We start from the raw sequence: 20,097 nt of genomic DNA on the forward strand, positions 1-20,097 counted from the left end.
CCATTATGCCATTCCAAAGAAGAAGTGGCCAAATGCTGAGAATGCGATTGCTGCAAGGATGATGAGCAAGATAGCTTTTGTAGAGTTCATACCTTTACGTCCAAGCAACCAGTAGATCACACCTGTGATGATAGCTGGTACCAAACGTGGGAAGATAAGGTTGAGCATATCTTGAATTTCAATCGCTTTGTCCCCAATGTGTGGAGCCCAAGAAACTTCAACACCAATCATGCTGGCAATCAAGGCACCAACCATGAAGATACCCAGAACGGCAGCTGCATCAATCAAAGCTGTCAAGGTACTTTGCATGTTGTTGATGAGGTTAACCCCTTCTTTATAGGCAAATTCCAATTGTTTCCAACGGAAAATGTCATAAGCAACTGCCACAGCGATCCACAAGAAGATACCGGCTGGGTTTCCTGCAACAGCCAAAGTTGCTGCGATTGAACCCATAATAGCTGGTACCAATGATCCAAAGATTGAGTCCCCAAGAGGAGCGAATGGTCCCATGAGACCTGTCTTGATACCATTGACCGCATCTTTTGATTTGACACCATCTTTTTCTTCCAAAGCGAGGTCAAAACCAGTGATAATGGTGTGGAAGAATGGTGAAGTATTGAAGAATTGCGTATGCAATTTCATCATTTCTTTCAATTCTGGAGTGCCATCACCATACATTTTACGCAACTGAGGTAAAATCATATAAAGGTAACCAGAAGCCTGCATCCGTTCATAGTTCCAACCTAATTGGAAAGTAAACAGACTACGTTTGTTAATTTGATTAAAATCCTCTTTAGTGAGTTTGTAATTCTTAGAATTCGTCATCTTCAATTTCCCCGCTTTCTGATTCAGTTACTGGAGCAGCTACGACTGTACGTTGACTGTTTTTGAAGTGTTGTACTGCAAGGAAGATACCGATAATGGCAATACCAATCATAGATACACTCTTGAAGTTGTTAACAAAAGTAATAGCTTGTTCTTCTGGAAGTTTAGCGAACACTTCAGAACCGACAATGCTAGACACTGCAGCACCAAGGCTTTGAACATTGCTATAAAGCACTGTCAACATAGCTGTCAAACCAAAGCCAAGTGCTAAGTAGTGAAGGTTACGACGAACAGGAAGGTAACGGAGCAAGATCGCAAATCCAAGACCTGGAAGCATTTGACCTGCAAGTTTCAGACCGTTTGCCAACCATTGTACATTAGCAAGACCTGTAACAACAGTTTCTACGAAAGATCCACCAAAAGCAAGCGCGAAGTAAACTGGGAGAGCTCGAGAAAGAGCCCATGGAATCGCACCAAGGAGATAGTTGCGTTCGATGCCTTTGTAATCAAAGCGTTCAATCGCAGCATCTACACGGTGAGCGAAGTAAGTTGTAGTCATACGACCAAGAATATCAAAGTATGTCAACAAAGTTGCTACCGGTACAGCGATTGTAGCAATAGCAAGCTCTGGATCAATCCCTTGTGCTACTGAGAAGGCAGTCGCAAGAACGGCACCAGAAGTGGCGTCAATACGAGAAGCTCCACCGAAAGTACCAACACCGAGCACTGTCAATTGAAGAGAAGCTCCGATAAAGAGACCTGTCTTTAAATCCCCCATGACAAGTCCTGTAATGAAACCAGCAAAGACTGGTGATCCTGCTGATGAAACAATCGTCAACTCATCACAGATTTGATAAGCTGAGTACAAAGTAAGTAGTAAAATTTGCCACCATTGTATCATGACAATTTCCTCCTAAAATTTTTCTTTTTTATTTATAAACTATTTGAGCAACTTCAAGAAGTCTTCAATTGGATCATTTGGAACCATTTGAGCAGTTAGCTTAACTCCTTTTTCAGCTAGCTTGTGGAAAGCTTCCACATCAGCATCCACTACGTTGATCGAACGAGTAATCGGACGAGTCTCGTCTGATTGAGACATGTTCCCAACGTTTAAGGTTTCAAGTGGCACACCTGCTTCTACCAAACCGAGGAAACGATCTGGCTTGCGAGCTACGATGAAGAGACGTTGGCTGTCATATTTTCCAGCCAAGATATTTTCTGCAGCCTTTGCTACTGGCAGGATACTGAGCTTGACACCAGGTGGTGTCGCTAGTTTCAAACCACTTTTTTCGATATCATTTTGAGCGACTTCATCATCGATCACCATGATACGTGAAATATTCAGTTTGGTAGTCCAAAGATTGGCTACCTGCCCGTGGATCAAACGTCCATCGATACGGCATCCTACAATAGTCATAAGTTTTCCCCCTTTACTTCTTTGAATGTAGGTTGTGAAACAAGTTTTAAGGTCTCCTTCCAAGTGCCCTCTGTCTCAAAGACGAGGATCTCATTTTCCCCATCTTTGAGAAAACCATGAGGGATGTAGAGGGAGAGTGTTGGACCGACTTCCCAGAAACGACCGATATGGTGGCCATTTACAAGGACGATCCCTTTTCCAAATCCAGTCATATCAAGGAAGGTATCCTCAACCTGATCTAGATGAAAAGCAAATTGATAAAAAGCTGGTTGACCTTCTTGCCATTCTTTCGAAAAATCCAAGCGATCCAGCTGGCTAAAATCAAGCGCATATTGTTTCCAATCAAGCTTGAAATGTAGATCGATGCAAACTCCTGTACGGATTCCTTTTCGCTGCGTATCCGCTAGGAGCTTGTGTCCATAATTGACTCGTCCCATATTTTCGATCAAGAGTTTTAAGCTTGTAATCGTTTTCTTTTTTCCGTTTAAAAAAAGATCTTGACCGATTTCTTCTTGGTATTGAGTGGCAATCAATTGATCATTGGCATAAACCTGTACCCGGTCACGCGCATCGATGATACGCAAGCGCTCTTCTTCCGCATCCATTTCAACATCTGTCTCATAGAGCAGATAGCCTAAGGGATGGTCGATTTCTTCCATGGTCTGTGGATAAAGACTTTCTGTGACCTGAGCAATCTCATTTAAATTACCAAATAAACTAGTCTTGTTGGTTACCTTTAGTCTATGCTCTGGCAAAGTCGACTTCACAAGCGGATCCATCTGTGGATACTCTGGATAGTAGGTCGCCATCATCTTTTTGACTGCATGGTACTTAGGAGTCGGATTGCCCTGCTCATCTAAGAGAGCATCATAGTCATAAGATGTTACCTGTGGCAAATCCACGGTCCCTCGTGCTGAGCAACCGTTCATAAATCCAAAGTTGGTCCCACCATGGAACATATAGAGATTGATAGAGCCTTCTTGTAAGACTTCATGGACTGCTTCTGCCAACTCTTCTGGATCTCGCTTGATGATAGGTTCTTTCCACCGATTGAACCAGCCATCCCAAAATTCCATACACATGAGTGGCCACTCTTTGTCATGCTCAGCAAAGAACTCTTTCATCTGAGAGAAGTTGTAATTCGCACGCGAACCAAAATTACCGGTTACAAAGAGTCCATCCTCAATCAAGGTCCCTGCTCGAAGGGTCGCCCTCCAAGGTCCATCAGAGGTGAAGAGTGGACAAGTAATATCCCGCTCAATCATTAGATCTCTGATCGCCCGAAGGTAGGCCTTGTCTTCGCCATAAGAGCCATATTCGTTCTCAACCTGCATCATGAGGATATTGCCCCCACGATCCAATTGGTACTTGGCCACACGTGGCAGGAGCTCGTCGTAATAGCGAGCCACTTCCTTGAGAAAGGCCGGATCCGATGAGCGAATCCGAAGGTCTTCTTCGATTAACCAGGCTGGCAAGCCCCCAAATTCCCACTCCGAACAGATAAACGGTGACGGACGGAGAATCACATATAGATCCAACTCTTGAGCTACTTGGATAAAGTGTTCCAAGTCCAAATTCCCTTCAAAGTGAAAGTGGCCTCTTTGTGGCTCATGAGCATTCCATGGAACATAGGTTTCAACAGTATTAAAACCTAGAGCTTTTAGGTTATATAAGGAATGATACCAATCCTCACGATCGATCCGAAAATAATGAATTGCACCAGATAAAATCTTAAAAGGTTGATCATTTAAATAAAAATCTTCACGGATTTCAAATGCCCCCATACTGAGAACCTCCTTCTAAGAAACCCTTTTCATTTATTAATATAATATATTGATCAAAAAATGTCAACCACTTTTGAAAAAATATGTTAAAATAATATTAACAAGGGATATCGAAAGAAGAGGTGAAGCACATGGCAATCCCAAAATACCAACACATCAAAGATGATTTGAAGCAACAAATTATCTCAGGTAAATTCGAAAATGGAGATAAATTTTACACAGAAGCCGAGCTGATTAAGATTTATAATGTTAGCTCGATTACTGTTGTTCGGGCTTTAAACGATTTGGCTAGCGATGGATACATCGTCCGCCAACAAGGGAAAGGAACCTTTGTTTCTCGCGCTAGAAAACACAAACTGGTTGAGTTTTCAGACGTTGAAACCTTCCCTATCCAAAAAGCGACCGTAAAAGTTCTCTCTATTAAGCGTGGCAACGCGCTGAATATCCTGGATAAACTGGGGCTCGCTCCTACTCAATTCTATTATAAGATTGATCGGACTCGTCATATTGGTGAAGATACCTATATCTACCACCAGACCTATGTCCCAGAGCAATATATTAACCCAAATTATCCAAGCTTAGATTACTATAGTTCGATTTATGATCGCTTTAAAGAAGATTATCATATTCACATGAATGATGAACACTTTGAAGAAATCAATGATATTGTATTTCCAACACCAAGCAAAATCGCTTCTGTGTTGAATATCGATGAAAACTTCCCAACTGTCCGTCAAGTGAAGACGACAAAATTGGAAGCGACCGGTCAAATTCTCGAATATAGCGAAACCTATAAACGCGGCGACTACTATAAAATCAAATTTATCTCTTGTGATCGTGATCATTGATCATTCAAAGTCTGGGGTCTGGCCTCAGACTTTTATGATACAAATTATAGCACGAAAAAATAGTTCCTAAAACATGTAAAACGAATAATCTATAATTAGTGATAGACTTCCTATAAATAGTTTAATAAGTCAAAATTTATTATGATAAATTCAGGATCTAGAGCGCCTGATATAGGCAAAGAAAAGAGAGTGGGACAGAAATCGGTAATCCGTTAGAATTCGATTTCGTCGTCCCACCTCCGCACAGTTGAGTAGGGCTGTAAAAGCTGATAAAATCAGCGTAGTAGAGCCCACTCAACCACTGCGTCTTGCTCGACAATCCAAGAACAATTAAGAGGCTAGGACTTTTGTCCCAGCCTCTTTTCGTCTATTTTTCAAATTCCCGTTTTTAGTTGCGGTTAGTCTCCCAAACCGATGCGTTCGAAGATTTCATCCACCCGTTTGGTGTAGTAAGTTGGGTTGAAGATTTCGTCGATTTCTTCTTGAGTGAGACGTGAAGTCACTTCTGGATCGGCTTCAAGAAGTGGTTTGAAGTCTACTTGGTTATCCCATGATTGGGCAGTCTTAGGTTGAACAAGGTCGTAAGCTTGCTCACGGGTCATCCCTTTTTCAATCAAGGTAAGCATCGCACGTTGGCTGAAAATCAAACCAAAGGTAGAATTCATGTTGCGGATCATGTTTTCTGGGAAAACTGTCAAGTTCTTAACGATGTTTCCAAAACGGTTAAGCATGTAGTCAATCAAGATAGTTGTGTCTGGTGCGATAATACGCTCAGCTGATGAGTGAGAGATATCACGTTCGTGCCAGAGTGACACGTTTTCATAGGCTGTCACCATGTGACCACGGATAACACGCGCCAGACCTGTCATATTTTCAGAACCGATAGGGTTGCGTTTGTGAGGCATGGCTGAAGAACCTTTTTGACCTTTGGCAAAGAACTCTTCCACTTCGCGTTGTTCTGATTTTTGAAGACCACGGATCTCCGTTGCCATCCGCTCGATCGAAGTTGCGATGCTCGCAAGAACAGCAAAGTACTCAGCGTGAAGGTCACGAGGAAGCACCTGTGTAGAGATTTCTTGAGCACGGATACCAAGCTTGTCGCAGACGTATTTTTCAACGAATGGTGGGATGTTGGCAAAGTTACCAACCGCACCAGAAATCTTACCAGCTTCCACACCAGCAGCCGCATGCTCGAAACGCTCGATGTTTCGTTTCATTTCGCTGTACCAAGTTGCCAATTTAAGACCAAAAGTTGTAGGCTCAGCGTGCACACCATGAGTACGACCCATCATGATAGTGAACTTGTGTTCTTTCGCTTTATCAGCGATGATATTGAGGAAGTTTTCAAGATCCTTGCGAATGATGTCGTTGGCTTGTTTGTAGAGGTAACCATAGGCAGTGTCCACCACGTCAGTAGAAGTCAAACCATAGTGAACCCACTTACGCTCTTCACCAAGAGTCTCAGAAACCGCACGTGTGAAGGCAACCACGTCGTGGCGAGTCTCCTGCTCGATTTCCAAAATACGGTCGATGTCAAAGTCAGCTTTTTCACGAATCAAAGCTACATCTTCCTTAGGGATTTCTCCCAATTCAGCCCATGCTTCGTCAGCCAAGATTTCCACCTCAAGCCAAGCACGGTATTTATTTTCTTCAGTCCAAATGTTCGCCATCTCAGGGCGAGAGTAACGTTCGATCATTGTTTTATTTTCCTTTCTTTTGATGTTTCACATCAGTTAGCAACTGGCAATCACTTTATTCAAATTCTTCTTTCCCGATCCACACAGATGGATAGTGATCCAGTGTATTCAAATCCGTATCCAGTGGGACATCATAGATGGCTAAATAGTTATCAGGATATTGTGCAACTAGCTCTTCATACTTAGCTTTCACTTTTTCGTGATCGCTACTAGCATACAAAACTTCGACGACTGCTCCCGTCTTCTCTTTTTCGACAAATGCGTTGACGATAAGTTGAATCATAAAACCTCCTAAAGCGAAATGCCCTTCATATTTGCTTCCAGAATGGGCATCTTCACACCTAACTCCTGACCAGTCTGATAAACACTTTGACAACAGTAGAAAATGTCCTGCTTATCATTGTGCAAGGTCATAATCTTTCGAGTCAACTCATTTTTCGCAAACATGATTTTCATGGCTTTTCCTGCAATCCATGCTGGAATTTTGTAAGGTAAGAGTTCGGCTTTGTAAAGCTTTAAATTCACGCCACGTGCTTCTACGACTTTCAAAGCTTCCCGAATGGCCTTGATGGCTAATGATAATTCCGAAGAACTATTCATCAAGTTCAGAGCCAATTGTTCTGGATTTTTCAGATTCCCCGAACGTGCAGCTGTAGAAGTGACACCTGCGTTAATCGCCATATGAATCCAAATCCACTCGACCATATCATGAGGAACTTCCCACTTCAAATCTGCAGAAGTCAGTAAAGCCGTCAGATCAGCATAGTTAGAAATCTCTGCTTTTTGCTCACCTTCTAGCATTAAATGGTCGAACAAGACACCATCTAAATGATTTTCCTGCATGTGGCCTCCAGCAGTTGGAAAAGCCAGAATATAGTCGTAGTCCCCTGCCCACTCTTGAACCTCTTTTCGAGTATCCCAGAAATTACAGAAGAAAACAAGGGTGCCTTTGATATTATTTTTTCGCAAGGTTTCCACAGCTTCTTTGACAAAGCCGTGACGCACACTGAGAAAAATAAAATCATATTCCGAATCAGTCTCTGCCACATGAACCTCATAGATGTCGTGTTTGTTTTCGCCCTTGGAATGATAGCGACCATCTAGCAAATCAACCGACAACTCCTTCGGAGCAATGTTTTTCTTACTATCTCTCAATACATGTTCTACTTGATGACCCGCTTTTTGAAAAGCATAGGCATAAGTGGTCCCGATCACTCCAAGTCCTAGAATTGCTATTTTCACCTAAAAATCAATCCCTTTCCCAAATTCCTCAACCTTATCCGGTTCATTACTAAACAAAGTCACATGTCCCATTTTGCGGTTGTGCTTTGCTTCTAGTTTACCATATAAGTGGAGGTGAACGCTTGGATTTTCTGTCACATATGTTTCAGCCGCCTCGACGTGTTGGCCGAGAACGTTGAGCATGACAGCTGGGGCATGTAATTTAATTGCTGGCAATGGTGCTCCCAAAACACCCAAAATATGGGCATCAAACTGGGAGAAGTCACAAGCTTCGATAGAATAGTGGCCAGAGTTGTGTGGGCGGGGGGCAATCTCGTTGACAATGATGTCGTCAGCCGTCGCAAACATTTCCACACAAAGGGTTCCAGACAAGTTTAGTTGTTCTGCGATTCGCACGGCCATAGCTTTGGCTTTTTCTGACAGACTTTCTGAAATGCGAGCTGGCACAATGGTCTTAGACAGGATATTGTTGCGGTGGATATTTTCCTGAACTGGGAAAACTGTCACATCCTTGCCATTACCAGACACGATGACAGAAATCTCCAGGTCAAAGTTGACAAATTCTTCCAAGACACAATCTGCTGAGTCAGCTAGCGCATTGGCTTCTTCCAAATCTTCTGCTGAACGAATGACCTTTTGTCCATGCCCATCGTAGCCACCTGTCGCCGTCTTGAGGACATAGTTTTTCGACAGGTCAATATCTGCCAAGTCTTGACTAGAAGTCACGACTTTGTAGGGTGCTACAGTGACTTGGGCCTTGTTTGAGAGAAAGTCCTTTTCAAAGATCCGATTTTGAGAAATACGGAGTAGGTCTGTCCCTTGTGGAAGTTGCCCCTCATTGATGACAGCGTCCAAACCATCGGCATCGACATTTTCAAACTCATAAGTCAGAACATCGCAACGCTCAGCCAACTGACGGAGGGCATCCACATCGTTATAAGGCGCCACGATGATTTCTGCCACACGAGATGCTGGGCAATCCGCTGCAGGGTCCAGCGCGATGACCTTGTGGCCCATGTAGATAGCAGAAATGGCCATCATCTGACCCAGCTGACCACCACCGATAATTCCGATTGTTTTAGATGAGCTCATTTGTCGACTCCTCTGCGATTTTTCCTTGTTCTTCTGCGAAATCTGCCAAGGCTGTCGCAATGGCCTGGTCCTCTACTGAAAGGAGACGGAGGGCAAAGAGGGCCGCGTTAGTCGCACCAGCTTCACCGATGGCCATGGTTGCGACTGGTACTCCACCTGGCATCTGAACGATGGAATAAAGTGAATCCACACCGCTAAGAGCACGAGATTTGACAGGCACACCAATGACTGGAAGGGTAGTTTTAGCTGCTACCATCCCTGGCAAGTGAGCTGCGCCACCTGCACCAGCGATGATGACCTTGATGCCACGGCTACGAGCTTCTTCTGCATGTTTGAACATGAGATCAGGTGTGCGATGGGCAGAGACAACTTTCTTTTCGTAGGCTACGCCGAAGCGATCTAGGACTTCTGCTGTTTTTTGCATGGTGCCCCAGTCGGATTTTGACCCCATGATGATGGAAATAATTGGTTTAGTCATAATTTTTCCTTTTCTTTTTTGATAATGGTCTTAGGTGGTGGGGACGGAAGCAAACCTTCGGTTTCATTCCTAAACTTTGAGCCTAAGGTCTCAAAGTTTCCCTCGACCAGAACAGAGACTGTTCTGGTCTTTTCACCACGGCAACCATTATCGGGTTGGCGACTTCGTCGCGTTATTCTTGTACTTTTACTTTATCGCCTTGCTACCGATATCTGTACGGTAGAACAACCCATCTGTGTTTTGGTTGTTGAGTTGGCTGTAGATGATATTTTGACCATCTTTGACGGTGTCTGCTGTTGTGACCAGCATGTAGACACGTCCGCCATTTGAGAGGAGGTCTTGGCCATTATCAGCGAATTTAGCACCTGCATAGTAAGTGATGATGTCGCCCTCTGTCTTGGCAGGAAGCTTGACGCCTTTCTCATAAGCCAGTGGGTAACCGTTTGATGCTACAACCACACCAAGTGTCACACCCTTGTCCGTCCAAGTGATTGCTGGCTCTTTGCCATCCAAAATATTCGTGATATTTTGCGCAAAATCAGATGTCAAACGAGGCAAGATGATTTGCGTTTCAGGATCTCCAAAGCGAGCGTTGAACTCGATGACTTTTGGTCCTTCAGCTGTCAAGATAAGACCAGCGTAAAGGACACCAAGATAGGGGCGACCTTCTTTAATCATGCCTTCAAGAACTGGCTTGACAATGGTGTCAACCGCTGTGTCAACAACGCTCTGTGGCAAGTGAGGAACTGGCGCGTAAGCCCCCATCCCCCCAGTGTTAGGACCCTTGTCGCCATCGTAGGCACGTTTGTGGTCCTGAGCTGTTGGCATGATGTAGAACTTGTCCCCATTGACAAAGGCAAAGAGAGAGAACTCTTCCCCATCCAGGAATTCCTCGATGACCACACGCGCACCTGAGTTACCAAATTTGTTGTCCAATAGCATCTCGTGAGCGGCTTCGACCGCTTGCTCGACTGTCTCCGCAACGACGACACCTTTCCCAAGAGCTAGCCCATCTGCCTTGACGACGATTGGAGCGCCTTTTTCCTCAATGTAGGCCTTAGCTTCCTCGAAATCTGAAAAAGTCCCATAGTTTGCTGTCGGAACATCATATTTGACCATGATTTCCTTAGCAAAATCCTTGGACCACTCCAGCTCAGCCGCAGCTTTGGTCGGACCAAAAGCCTTGAGACCGGCTGCATTGAACTCATCCACAATCCCAGCCGCAAGGGCATCATCTGGGCCAATAAAGGTCCAAGCGATATCATTGACTTTTGCGAAGTCAATCAGCTTAGAATGTTCGGAAATTCCGATATTGATCAAATCTAGACCATCTAATCGCATCCCGTCATTACCAGGAGCTACAAAAACCTGCTCAACGTCTTTAGACTCCAACAACTTCTTGGCAATCGCATGCTCACGACCACCAGATCCAACAACCAAAAGTTTCATCTTGAACCTCTTTTGCGAATTATTTTATTAAATTATACCATAATCGTTCGCTTTATTCTAATATTTCAAGGAATAACCAATGATTTTCATTAGAAAACAAACTTTTTCCATTATTTTTTAAATTTCTGCTCCTTTTTACGAATATTATAATTGAGACCTCTACTATTTTTAAAAAGGAGTTTTATGCAGAGAATGAAGAAACTACTCTTGGCAGCTTGCCTTTTCTGGGCAGGGGCTTCACAAGTTGCAAGAGCAGACCAAAACATCAATTACATCTACAAGGAAAAGGGACAATTAGTTGTCCATCTCGGGAACATTCCAGACCGCTTTCAAAGCGTTAGCGTCCCCATTTGGTCCGAGCAAAACGGCCAGGACGACCTCATTTGGTATCCTGTTCAACGAGGGGAAAATGGCTTTGATTTGCAAGTACCACTGACCAATCATTTGGATCAGGCCGGACTTTACCATATCCATGTCTACGGCATCCATTCTAATGGAAACATTGAAGGACTGTTTCCTCTACAGACAATCGTTGAGAAAAAAGATCTCGCATCTTCCCAACCTAAGATCACAGTCCGACCTAGCACTGCACAGCTATTTGAGATCCAACTCCAGCTCTTTGAAGATGTCGAGGAGGTCCTCTTTCCCATCTGGTCTGAACAAGATGGCCAAGACGACTTAATCTGGTATCCCGCAAAAAGAACAGCACCTGGTCGCTACCAATTGTCCTTCAATGCCGAAAAACATAAAGGAAAAGGAACCTTTCATCTCCATGTCTACCAGAAAGACAAGGGACACCTAAAAGGCCTACTCGCCACAAAATTTCAGGTCGAACGGGCTAAAGCTGCTCCAATCGTCACCCAGCCGGACAATTACTATCCCGTTGGCGAATGTACCTGGGCAGCAAAAGAGCTGGCTCCTTGGTCACAAAACTGGTGGGGAAACGGTGGCATGTGGACTGCTAGTGCTCGCGCTGCAGGCTTCCGGACAGGAAACGCCCCTGAGGTCGGCGCCATCGCCTGCTGGGACAACGGTGGCTATGGCCATGTTGCAGTCGTGACAGATGTTGAACATGAACAAAAGATTCAAGTGAAGGAAGCTAATTACAATGGAAATCGGACCATAAACAATTTCCGTGGCTGGTTTGACCCAACGAATGTTGTCTGGGGAACAGTCAGCTATATCTATCCAAATTAAAGGTTTCTTGACTAATAAAGGCACTCATCGATGGATGAGTGCCTGTTTTGATTAATGACGGAAGTGACGAACGCCTGTAAAGATCATGGTTAATCCATACTTGTCAGCCGCTTCGATGGATTCTTGGTCACGGACCGAGCCTCCCGGTTGGATGATGGCCTTGATACCTGCTTTGGCAATTTCTTCCACGTTATCCGCAAATGGGAAGAAGGCATCTGAAGCAAGAACAGCGCCGTCAAGACGGTCTTTAGCTTGGTCAATGGCGATGCGGACGGAAGCCACACGGTTGGTTTGACCAGGACCGACACCCAGTGTCATGTGGTCGTTGGTCACGATGATCCCGTTTGATTTGACGTAATTGATGGCTTTCCAAGCAAACTCAAGGGCCGTAATTTTTTTACGGAAAGGGTTTTTATGGTATAATAATCGTAATAGGAGGACTGACAAATGCTAAAATACTTTTCTGTAAAGAATTACAAAAACTTTGAAAATGAAATCTCAATTGATTTTTCACAAGTCGGGGGTTATAAATTTAATGAGGACTGCTTATCAAATAATATTTTGAGTAAAGTGCTAATCTATGGTAGAAATGCTACAGGAAAATCTAATTTAGGTTTAGCATTATTTGATATTACTAAAAATCTTTCTAGTAGACCCTTAAATGATGATCAAAATTTTACATCTTTTTTAAATAATAACTCGAATAGTAATATTGCTACTTTTCACTATACATTTTTACTTAATAATGATGAAATTGAATATATTTATACAAAGGATGAGTATCAGGTTATACAGACTGAAGCACTATCTATAAATAGCGAATTAATCTGGAAAGTGGATTTATCTACTGACCCAATAACATCTACTACTATAAAGGACGTAGCTAATAAATTAGGTATTATAAATAACGATTTCAACATATTAATAACTAATTATTTAGAGCAGATTTCAAGTGATGAACAAAATTTAGACGGAGAAAATACTTCTTTTTTAGCATGGCTAATAACTAATACCTCTAAGTTAGATACTTCTATTCTTACATCTATCCGAACATTTATTCGAAATATGTTATACGTCAACCACGAATCTCCTAAACCTTTGTTAAATTTGTGGTTTCGAAATACACTAGATCATAAAAAAGTAGCAAAAGGATTAGAATTATTTCTAAATGATATGGGAATATGTTGTCGCTTAGATGCAATAGAACAAATAGATGGAAAGGATATCCTTTGTTTTATTTATAAAAATAAAAGTGTTCCATTCTTCAAAGAAGCATCTAGTGGAACTTTGGCTTTAGCCAAATTATATTTTAGAATCCTATATCGTTTTGAGTACCTCAGAACCAACAATTCTCCTAAATTTTTATTTTTCGATGAATTTGACGCTTTTTATCACTACGAACTTTCTGAAAGTTTAATACGTCATTTTAAAAAAATATTTCCAGATACCCAAATCATTTTGACTACCCACGATACAAATATTATGTCTAATGAGTTATTTAGACCCGACTGCTTGTTTATTTTATCTCAAAAAGGATTTATAACACCTTTAAACAAAGCAACTAAGCGAGAATTACGAGAGGGGCATAATTTAGAAAAGATGTACATTAGCGGAGAGTTTGCTGAATATGAATAATGCAACACGAGGTCAAACCCTTTTCATAGTCGAAGGCCATCATGAAAAAAATGAACTTTTTAAACTTATTATCGAAATTTTCCCTGAACTTAGTATTACTGAAGAGAATATACATATTTTTGGCACAAATATTTACCAATTATACCAGAAAATTCAAGAAGAATATGGAGAGGAATGGGATGCTCCCTCCAATGATGTGGATTTACCTTTTGTTTTAAATAAATATGATTCTCAAAGATTTGAATCTATTGGTAGAAAAAGAAATTATAAAAATATTTTTTTAATTTTTGATTACGAAGCACAAGATCCCAACTTTTCTATATGTAAGATACAGCGATTACAAAAATATTTCAGCGATGTAACCAATAATGGTCAACTCTATATAAATTACCCAATGGTTGAGTCTTATTTTGATATAGAAATCAACAATAACTTACAATTTCTAAACAAATTTTTAAATAAAATTGTGACGGGTAAGGAATATAAAGCCATTGTTAAAAAAAATGAACTTTACAAAATATTCCAAATTCCTTTCATCATTCCGAAACGACTAGAAAGTATTGCGGATATCCCTGCAATATTGCAACATGATCCAGTTTCTAAAATATTAAACTGCTGTAGTTCTGAGTCTCTAAAAGAAATATGCAATGAATTAAATACAGATGACAAGAAAAAGAAAAATTTAAACTGTTATCTAGATAAAAATTTTAAAACCTACTTCAATGATGAGATTTCTTATAATATCTACATAAAAAGATTACTTAAGAGAATTGTAAAATTACAAATATTAAAATACGAACGAATTATAACTTATCCTTGTTCAACACATGTTGTATCTCAACAAGAATATCATAATTTACAACAAACTAATGAATTTGACTATCTAAAATTGTTAACCTTACAAAATGAAATGTTTAAAGATAATAAACTATGGGTCATAAATACTTTTCTATTATTCATAGCAGAATATAATTCAACATTACTAAATGATTAGCCTCTCCCTCTCATATAATTTAGAAAATAGTTAGCTTTTATTTTAACTTAAGAAGTTAACTATTTTTTTTATGTGACTTTCAGTTCATCTCGCTCTGCAAGGTAAGAAACAAATAAACCACACGATATATGAGTGGCTATGGTTATCAAACTTCTGACATATTAAAACCCTATGTGTTTTCTATCTCTTTGTAAACCTGTAGTAGATTGAGTTTTAGGAGTCCATTTGAAAAAGCTAGGTAAAAAATCACTTCTAAATATCAAAAAACGAGCATTTCCGTAATTGGAGATGCTCGTTTTCTCAATGTCTAAAATGTCTCACGTCTGTGAAGACCATGGTCAAGCCATATTTATCCGCAGCTTCGATTGACTCTTGGTCACGGACGGATCCACCCGGTTGGATGATAGCCTTAATACCTGCTTTAGCAATTTCTTCCACGTTATCCGCAAATGGGAAGAAGGCGTCTGAAGCGAGGACCGCGCCGTCAAGACGGTCTTTAGCTTGGTCAATAGCAATGCGAACAGAAGCCACACGATTGGTTTGACCTGGGCCAACACCAATTGTCATGTGGTCATTAGTCACGATGATCCCGTTTGATTTGACATACTTGATGGCTTTCCAAGCAAACTCAAGAGCCGTCGCTTCTGTCTCAGTTGGTTGGCGTTTGGTCACCACTTGCCAGTCAGCTGGGCTTTCTTTGACCACGTCTTGGTTTTGAACAAGAAGTCCACCTACAACACCAGTGTATTCTGCTTCCACTTCACTGGCATCTTGAGCGTCAAATGGCAATTCAAGGATCCGCAAGTTTTTTTTCTTGGTAGTCAAGATTTCAAGCGCTTCATCTGTATAGCTTGGTGCGATGATGATTTCAAGGAAAACGCCGTGCATCTTCTCAGCTGTCGCAGCATCTACCTCACGGTTGAGAACAACAATCCCACCGAAGATAGAAACCGGGTCAGACGCATAAGCGTAGTCCCAAGCTGTTTCGATATCGTCAGCTTGACCAATCCCACATGGGTTCATGTGTTTGAGAGCCACAACGGTTGGACGGTCTTTGAAATCACGGATGATCCGGATTGCCGCATCCGCGTCTCGGATATTGTTAAAGGACAATTCTTTCCCGTTCAATTGTTTAGCGGATGCAATGGAATAATCCGTTGGCAAGGCTTTTTGGTAGAAATCTGCGTCTTGTTGAGGGTTCTCCCCGTAACGCATTGCTTGCTTAAGATCATAAGTCAAGGTGAGTTTTTCAGGTTTTTCTTCACCCACTTGAGCTGTAAAGTATTCTGCAATCAAGGCATCATAAGCTGCAGTGTGACGGAAAACCTTAGCTGCCAAACGTTGGCGAGTTTCGTAAGTGGTTTCGCCCTTGGCTGCCAATTCGTCAAGCATAACAGCATAGTCAGCAGGGTCTACCACAACTGTAACGCTAGCGTGGTTCTTCGCTGCGGAACGAAGCATTGATGGCCCACCGATATCGATGTTTTCAACCGCGTCCGCATAGGTCACATCTGGTTTGAGGATGGTTTCCTTGAATGGATAAAGGTTGACCACAACAAGATCAATGAGCTCAATCTGATTGTCCTTAGCAGCCTCTAGGTGACTTTCGAGGTCACGACGAGCGAGAAGCCCCCCATGGATATTTGGGTGGAGAGTCTTGACACGACCATCCATCATTTCTGGGAAACCAGTCACATCGTCAATGGCAATGGTGTCTACCCCAGCATTGTCAAGGGCAACTTTGGTACCCCCTGTTGAGATAATGTCCCAACCAAGTTTTTTAAGTTCTTGGGCAAATTCAACGATGCCCGCTTTATCTGAAACACTAATTAGTGCACGTTTAGTCATTCTATTCCTCTTTCTTTAGATCCAAGCGCATAGCGACTTCGTTATTTTCTTCTATAAATCCCGTTTCCTGAAAACCCAAACTAGTCAGCAGATACTTCATTTTTTCATTTCCAACTACATAATCTGCGATAATATGATTGCAACCCCTATCCATCTGAGCCTCTTTGATGAGAACTTCCAAGGCTTTTCGTCCGTAACCTTTTCCTTGGTACTGCTGGCCAATCATTATCCGCCAGATAAAGTATTCCGTTTCATCCTTGTCTATTTCCAGCAGGAGAAAGCCAACCACTTGCTCATCCCAATAGATTGCCATCGGAAACACATCCCCATTCTCTCGGTAGAGCCATGCATCAGCTAAAGAACGCACATTGGGAGCTACGAAACGTGCTCGTTCATCAGCTTCAGATATTTTCAAATCCAGCACTGCCTGAAAACTGCTCTCATCTACTAATTTCAACTTAATCATTTTTCTCCTACCAAGATTACACAATCAAAACTTGATCTCCTTCTTATTTCCTCTCCACTCCCAAACGTTCCAACACTTCTGGATAGAGCTTGTACTCTGTTTCATGGATGCGAGTTTCGAAAGTATCAAGGGTATCCCCTGCTAGACGTGGCACACGGACTTGTTTGATAACCTTACCAGTGTCCACACCAGAATCCACCCAGTGAATGGTCACACCAGACTGGTCAACACCTGCATTCCAAGCATCCTCAATGCCATGAGCCCCTGGAAATTCAGGGAGAAAAGCCGGGTGAATATTGATGATACGGCCTTCATAAGCAGCTAATAAGGTTGGGCCAACGATTTTCATGTAGCCCGCTAAACAGACTAGGTCAATCTGGTGCTCATCCAAAAGTTTGACGATGGCTTCTTCATAAGCTGCTTTATTGTCAAATTCCTTGAGTTCAAAAGTATGGCTAGCCACACCAAGATTTTTGGCACGTTCTAAGACATAGGCATCACGGTGATCTGAAAAGACAAACTCAACTGGAAATTTTTCCGCAATCACCTGGAAGTTTGAGCCGTTGCCAGAGGCAAAAACAGCAATCTTTTTAGCCATTATTTAATCACCACACTTGCATCTGTCTTCTTCACAATTCGACCGATTTCATAAACAGGTTCGTCAAGAAGTTCTTTGACACGTTCCACATTTTCTGGTTTCACCGCAAGCATGAGACCAATCCCCATGTTGAAGATTTCAAACATTTCTTCATGTTTGATTTGGCCATATTTTTCAAGGGCTTTGAAGATTGGAAGGACTGGGACCTTGCTTTCGTCAATTTCAGCCGCCAAGTCATCTGAGAACATACGTGGGACATTTTCGATGAAACCACCACCTGTGATGTGGGCAATACCGTTAACCAATTCCTCTTTGATGAGTGGCAGAACAGCTTTAACGTAGATACGAGTCGGCTCCAAAAGAACCTCTTTGAGTTTTTTGCCTTCCAATTCTGGGAGGACTTCTTCCCCTGTGTAATCCGCAAAGACACGACGAACAAGTGAGTAACCATTTGAGTGGATACCGCTTGAGGCAAGCCCAAGAAGGACGTCTCCCTCTGCTACTTTTGAACCGTCGATGATTTGGCTTTTTTCAGCGACACCGACTGCAAATCCAGCCAAGTCATAGTCGTCTTCACCGTACATACCAGGCATTTCAGCCGTTTCCCCACCAATGAGGGCTGCACCAGCTTGCACACAACCTTCAGCCACACCAGCAACTACTTGTTCTAGCTTAGCTGGTTCATTTTTACCAGTTGCTACGTAGTCAAGGAAGTAAAGGGGCTCCGCACCTGCAGCGATAATATCGTTAACACACATGGCCACACAGTCTTGTCCGATGGTATCGTGCTTGTCGTACTTGATAGCCAGCATGAGTTTGGTACCGACACCGTCTGTCCCTGAGATCAAAACGGGCTCTTTGACACCTGTTTTTGAAAGGTCAAACATGCCACCGAAACCGCCAAGAGCTCCCATGACACCCGCACGCTCTGTACGTGCCACGTGTTTTTTAATCCGTTCAACAACTTCATAACCCGCTTCAACATCTACACCAGACTGGGCATAAGCATTTTTATTTGTCATTTGTTTCTTCCTTTTTCTGTTCCTAGATCCTACTGTGAATGGTCAGATTCACTTGCAAAAATTCCTAATAGAAAGAAGTCTGCTCATTCAAGCTTTCCAAATAGCGTTCTTCGTAGTCATACAAAGGGGTTGGATATTTCCCATCGAAGTAAGCCACACAAAGGCCACCGTTTGGTGCATCGGTATCAATCCCTATAGAATCAATCAAGCCCTCAACAGATAAATAAGTCAAACTATCCGCACCGATAATCTCACAGGTTTCCTCTACTGTATGATTGGCTGCGATTAGCTCCTCACGACTCTGAATATCAATTCCGTAGAAACATGGATAAGCCAGAGCTGGGCTAGCAATTGCCACATGGACTTCTGTAGCCCCTGCTTCTTTCAACAATTTCACAATCCGACGAGAGGTGGTTCCACGCACGATAGAGTCATCAATCATGACAACCCGTTTGCCTTTCACGACACCAGATACGGCAGAGAGCTTCATCCGCACCCCTTGTTCCCGTAATTCCTGAGTCGGTTGGATAAAGGTTCGTTGGACATACTGATTCTTGATCAAGCCCATTTCATTTGGCAAACCAGATTCTTCCGCAAAGCCCATAGCAGCACTGAGTGAGGAGTTTGGAACCCCCACTACAATATCTGCTTGGTTCTTAAACTCTCGTGCCAACTGAGCTCCCATCCGCTTGCGAGCCGTATGGACATTAACTCCTTGGATATTGGAATCGGGACGGGCAAAATAGATATACTCCATGGAACAAATCGCCAGTTGGGTATCATCCGTATAGCGATCATAGGTAATGCCATTTTCATCAAAGATAACGAGCTCACCAGGGTGCACATCTCGGATCCACTCCGCTCCAATAACCTCAAAAGCACAGGTTTCAGAAGAAACAACCAAGGCTCCATTAGACATTTTTCCGATGGATAGAGGACGGAAACCATTTGGGTCCAGAGCTGCGATTAGCTTATCTTCAAACAGCATCAGATAAGCAAAACCACCTTTGACCGTATTGAGTGCTTCCTTGATTTTTCCCATAAAGGAAGGGTTGTGGCTCCGACGAATCAAGTGAGCTAAAATTTCTGAGTCAGAGGTTGAGCTAAAGATGGCTCCATTTTTTTCTAATTCAGATTTGAGCGATTGGGCATTGGTCAAATTCCCATTATGGGCCAGACCAAACTGGGTATCTTGAAAGCGGAAGAGGAAGGGTTGGATGTTATCCACCGAAGCTTCCCCTGCTGTCGCATAGCGAACATGCCCAATAGCAGAACTTCCTGTCAATTTTTCCAAATTTAAAGGATTTCGAAAGACTTCTGAAAGCAGACCGGTATCCCGATGGCGTCTCAAGGTTCCTTGATCATTGGCCAGGATTCCTGCCCCCTCTTGTCCCCGGTGTTGGAGACTGTGAAGGCCAAAATAGGTGAGTTTCGCAGCGTCTGGATGTCCCCAAATCCCAAATACTCCACACTCTTCATTAAGAGATTTTACTTCGTATGTCATG

Annotated in this window: 20 protein-coding genes; 4 read left to right on the forward strand and 16 right to left on the reverse strand. The window is 42.6% G+C overall.

Annotated elements, in window-relative coordinates; genetic code table 11:
- Positions 1 to 3 precede the first annotated feature (3 nt).
- The 4 genes from DW738_RS09590 to DW738_RS09605 are packed head-to-tail and all read right to left on the reverse strand — an operon-like array spanning position 4 to position 4,026.
- Positions 4 to 825, reverse strand: a complete 822-nt coding sequence (locus tag DW738_RS09590; RefSeq protein WP_023024889.1) for a PTS system mannose/fructose/sorbose family transporter subunit IID — start codon at positions 823 to 825, stop codon at positions 4 to 6.
- Complete coding sequence (locus tag DW738_RS09595; protein ID WP_023024887.1) at positions 812 to 1,726, reverse strand: PTS mannose/fructose/sorbose/N-acetylgalactosamine transporter subunit IIC; 915 nt, start codon at positions 1,724 to 1,726, stop codon at positions 812 to 814. The genes DW738_RS09590 and DW738_RS09595 overlap by 14 nt, the downstream gene beginning before the upstream one ends.
- Positions 1,727 to 1,765: 39 nt before the next feature.
- Positions 1,766 to 2,242, reverse strand: coding sequence for a PTS system mannose/fructose/N-acetylgalactosamine-transporter subunit IIB (locus DW738_RS09600; RefSeq protein ID WP_023024885.1), 477 nt, complete (start codon positions 2,240 to 2,242; stop codon positions 1,766 to 1,768).
- The gene (locus DW738_RS09605) at positions 2,239 to 4,026 is read right to left on the reverse strand and encodes a beta-galactosidase family protein (RefSeq protein ID WP_123160885.1); all 1,788 of its coding nucleotides are present in this window, start codon (positions 4,024 to 4,026) and stop codon (positions 2,239 to 2,241) included. The genes DW738_RS09600 and DW738_RS09605 overlap by 4 nt, the downstream gene beginning before the upstream one ends.
- A gap of 131 nt (positions 4,027 to 4,157) precedes the next feature.
- On the opposite strand from DW738_RS09605, the gene DW738_RS09610 reads away from it, so the two are divergent.
- Entirely contained in the window at positions 4,158 to 4,874 is a 717-nt protein-coding gene (locus tag DW738_RS09610) for a GntR family transcriptional regulator (protein ID WP_006595289.1), read from the forward strand.
- Positions 4,875 to 5,272: 398 nt separating this feature from the next.
- On the opposite strand, the gene purB is transcribed toward DW738_RS09610, so the two are convergent.
- The 6 genes from purB to purD all read right to left on the reverse strand — a co-directional run bounded on the left by purB (position 5,273) and on the right by purD (position 10,832).
- Positions 5,273 to 6,571: an adenylosuccinate lyase gene (gene purB / locus DW738_RS09620; protein ID WP_070845603.1), complete on the reverse strand. Its 1,299-nt coding sequence runs from the start codon at positions 6,569 to 6,571 to the stop codon at positions 5,273 to 5,275.
- Positions 6,572 to 6,626: 55 nt separating this feature from the next.
- Positions 6,627 to 6,854 carry a phosphoribosylaminoimidazole carboxylase gene (locus tag DW738_RS09625; protein WP_123160886.1) on the reverse strand — a complete coding sequence of 76 codons (228 nt, stop codon included), beginning with the start codon at positions 6,852 to 6,854 and terminating at the stop codon, positions 6,627 to 6,629.
- An 8-nt stretch (positions 6,855 to 6,862) separates the two neighbouring features.
- Positions 6,863 to 7,813 (reverse strand): 2-dehydropantoate 2-reductase N-terminal domain-containing protein, encoded by a 951-nt coding sequence (locus DW738_RS09630; protein WP_123160887.1) that lies wholly within the window; start codon positions 7,811 to 7,813, stop codon positions 6,863 to 6,865.
- On the reverse strand, positions 7,814 to 8,905 hold the full coding sequence (gene purK, locus DW738_RS09635) for a 5-(carboxyamino)imidazole ribonucleotide synthase (RefSeq protein ID WP_123160888.1): 1,092 nt from the start codon (positions 8,903 to 8,905) through the stop codon (positions 7,814 to 7,816).
- Positions 8,892 to 9,383, reverse strand: a complete 492-nt coding sequence (purE, locus tag DW738_RS09640) for a 5-(carboxyamino)imidazole ribonucleotide mutase (RefSeq protein ID WP_123160889.1) — start codon at positions 9,381 to 9,383, stop codon at positions 8,892 to 8,894. Before purE ends, purK begins: the two co-directional genes overlap by 14 nt.
- A gap of 186 nt (positions 9,384 to 9,569) precedes the next feature.
- Positions 9,570 to 10,832, reverse strand: coding sequence for a phosphoribosylamine--glycine ligase (purD, locus tag DW738_RS09645; protein ID WP_123160890.1), 1,263 nt, complete (start codon positions 10,830 to 10,832; stop codon positions 9,570 to 9,572).
- 183 nt (positions 10,833 to 11,015) lie between these two features.
- Between purD and DW738_RS09650 the strand changes: the two genes are divergently transcribed.
- Positions 11,016 to 12,029: a GBS Bsp-like repeat-containing protein gene (locus DW738_RS09650; RefSeq protein ID WP_123160891.1), complete on the forward strand. Its 1,014-nt coding sequence runs from the start codon at positions 11,016 to 11,018 to the stop codon at positions 12,027 to 12,029.
- 51 nt (positions 12,030 to 12,080) lie between these two features.
- Here the strand turns inward: DW738_RS09650 and DW738_RS09655 are convergent, their stop codons facing one another.
- Complete coding sequence (locus DW738_RS09655; protein ID WP_279387290.1) at positions 12,081 to 12,476, reverse strand: IMP cyclohydrolase; 396 nt, start codon at positions 12,474 to 12,476, stop codon at positions 12,081 to 12,083.
- Here DW738_RS09655 and DW738_RS09660 point away from each other — a divergent pair, their 5' ends adjacent.
- Both DW738_RS09660 and DW738_RS09665 read left to right on the forward strand, forming a co-directional pair.
- The gene (locus tag DW738_RS09660; RefSeq protein ID WP_123160892.1) at positions 12,477 to 13,664 is read left to right on the forward strand and encodes an AAA family ATPase; all 1,188 of its coding nucleotides are present in this window, start codon (positions 12,477 to 12,479) and stop codon (positions 13,662 to 13,664) included. It begins immediately after the preceding gene.
- Positions 13,657 to 14,658 carry a hypothetical protein gene (locus DW738_RS09665; protein ID WP_123160893.1) on the forward strand — a complete coding sequence of 334 codons (1,002 nt, stop codon included), beginning with the start codon at positions 13,657 to 13,659 and terminating at the stop codon, positions 14,656 to 14,658. The genes DW738_RS09660 and DW738_RS09665 overlap by 8 nt, the downstream gene beginning before the upstream one ends.
- 300 nt (positions 14,659 to 14,958) lie before the next feature.
- Here DW738_RS09665 and purH read toward each other — a convergent pair whose 3' ends face one another.
- From purH to purF, 5 genes are all read right to left on the reverse strand, one after another.
- Positions 14,959 to 16,506 (reverse strand): bifunctional phosphoribosylaminoimidazolecarboxamide formyltransferase/IMP cyclohydrolase, encoded by a 1,548-nt coding sequence (gene purH, locus DW738_RS09670; RefSeq protein ID WP_123160894.1) that lies wholly within the window; start codon positions 16,504 to 16,506, stop codon positions 14,959 to 14,961.
- Between the two features lies 1 nt (position 16,507).
- Positions 16,508 to 16,972: a GNAT family N-acetyltransferase gene (locus tag DW738_RS09675; RefSeq protein WP_117745153.1), complete on the reverse strand. Its 465-nt coding sequence runs from the start codon at positions 16,970 to 16,972 to the stop codon at positions 16,508 to 16,510.
- Positions 16,973 to 17,015: 43 nt separating this feature from the next.
- Positions 17,016 to 17,570: a phosphoribosylglycinamide formyltransferase gene (gene purN / locus DW738_RS09680; RefSeq protein ID WP_123160895.1), complete on the reverse strand. Its 555-nt coding sequence runs from the start codon at positions 17,568 to 17,570 to the stop codon at positions 17,016 to 17,018.
- Positions 17,570 to 18,592 carry a phosphoribosylformylglycinamidine cyclo-ligase gene (purM, locus tag DW738_RS09685; protein ID WP_123160896.1) on the reverse strand — a complete coding sequence of 341 codons (1,023 nt, stop codon included), beginning with the start codon at positions 18,590 to 18,592 and terminating at the stop codon, positions 17,570 to 17,572. The genes purN and purM overlap by 1 nt, the downstream gene beginning before the upstream one ends.
- Before the next feature lie 64 nt (positions 18,593 to 18,656).
- Positions 18,657 to 20,096, reverse strand: a complete 1,440-nt coding sequence (gene purF / locus DW738_RS09690) for an amidophosphoribosyltransferase (protein ID WP_117745156.1) — start codon at positions 20,094 to 20,096, stop codon at positions 18,657 to 18,659.
- Between the last annotated feature and the right edge of the window lies 1 nt (position 20,097).

This window comes from Streptococcus sp. AM28-20, from assembly GCF_003603595.1.
GTDB classification, from domain to species: domain Bacteria; phylum Bacillota; class Bacilli; order Lactobacillales; family Streptococcaceae; genus Streptococcus; species Streptococcus ilei.

What these genes read in the sequence shown, in the direction of transcription:
- DW738_RS09590 (WP_023024889.1), bottom strand. Translation starts at nt 825, where the DNA reads ATGACGAATTCTAAGAATTACAAACTCACTAAAGAGGATTTTAATCAA.
- DW738_RS09595 (WP_023024887.1), bottom strand. Translation starts at nt 1,726, where the DNA reads ATGATACAATGGTGGCAAATTTTACTACTTACTTTGTACTCAGCTTAT.
- DW738_RS09600 (WP_023024885.1), bottom strand. Translation starts at nt 2,242, where the DNA reads ATGACTATTGTAGGATGCCGTATCGATGGACGTTTGATCCACGGGCAG.
- DW738_RS09605 (WP_123160885.1), bottom strand. Translation starts at nt 4,026, where the DNA reads ATGGGGGCATTTGAAATCCGTGAAGATTTTTATTTAAATGATCAACCT.
- DW738_RS09610 (WP_006595289.1), top strand. Translation starts at nt 4,158, where the DNA reads ATGGCAATCCCAAAATACCAACACATCAAAGATGATTTGAAGCAACAA.
- purB (WP_070845603.1), bottom strand. Translation starts at nt 6,571, where the DNA reads ATGATCGAACGTTACTCTCGCCCTGAGATGGCGAACATTTGGACTGAA.
- DW738_RS09625 (WP_123160886.1), bottom strand. Translation starts at nt 6,854, where the DNA reads ATGATTCAACTTATCGTCAACGCATTTGTCGAAAAAGAGAAGACGGGA.
- purK (WP_123160888.1), bottom strand. Translation starts at nt 8,905, where the DNA reads ATGAGCTCATCTAAAACAATCGGAATTATCGGTGGTGGTCAGCTGGGT.
- purE (WP_123160889.1), bottom strand. Translation starts at nt 9,383, where the DNA reads ATGACTAAACCAATTATTTCCATCATCATGGGGTCAAAATCCGACTGG.
- purD (WP_123160890.1), bottom strand. Translation starts at nt 10,832, where the DNA reads ATGAAACTTTTGGTTGTTGGATCTGGTGGTCGTGAGCATGCGATTGCC.
- DW738_RS09650 (WP_123160891.1), top strand. Translation starts at nt 11,016, where the DNA reads ATGCAGAGAATGAAGAAACTACTCTTGGCAGCTTGCCTTTTCTGGGCA.
- DW738_RS09660 (WP_123160892.1), top strand. Translation starts at nt 12,477, where the DNA reads ATGCTAAAATACTTTTCTGTAAAGAATTACAAAAACTTTGAAAATGAA.
- DW738_RS09665 (WP_123160893.1), top strand. Translation starts at nt 13,657, where the DNA reads ATGAATAATGCAACACGAGGTCAAACCCTTTTCATAGTCGAAGGCCAT.
- purH (WP_123160894.1), bottom strand. Translation starts at nt 16,506, where the DNA reads ATGACTAAACGTGCACTAATTAGTGTTTCAGATAAAGCGGGCATCGTT.
- DW738_RS09675 (WP_117745153.1), bottom strand. Translation starts at nt 16,972, where the DNA reads ATGATTAAGTTGAAATTAGTAGATGAGAGCAGTTTTCAGGCAGTGCTG.
- purN (WP_123160895.1), bottom strand. Translation starts at nt 17,570, where the DNA reads ATGGCTAAAAAGATTGCTGTTTTTGCCTCTGGCAACGGCTCAAACTTC.
- purM (WP_123160896.1), bottom strand. Translation starts at nt 18,592, where the DNA reads ATGACAAATAAAAATGCTTATGCCCAGTCTGGTGTAGATGTTGAAGCG.
- purF (WP_117745156.1), bottom strand. Translation starts at nt 20,096, where the DNA reads ATGACATACGAAGTAAAATCTCTTAATGAAGAGTGTGGAGTATTTGGG.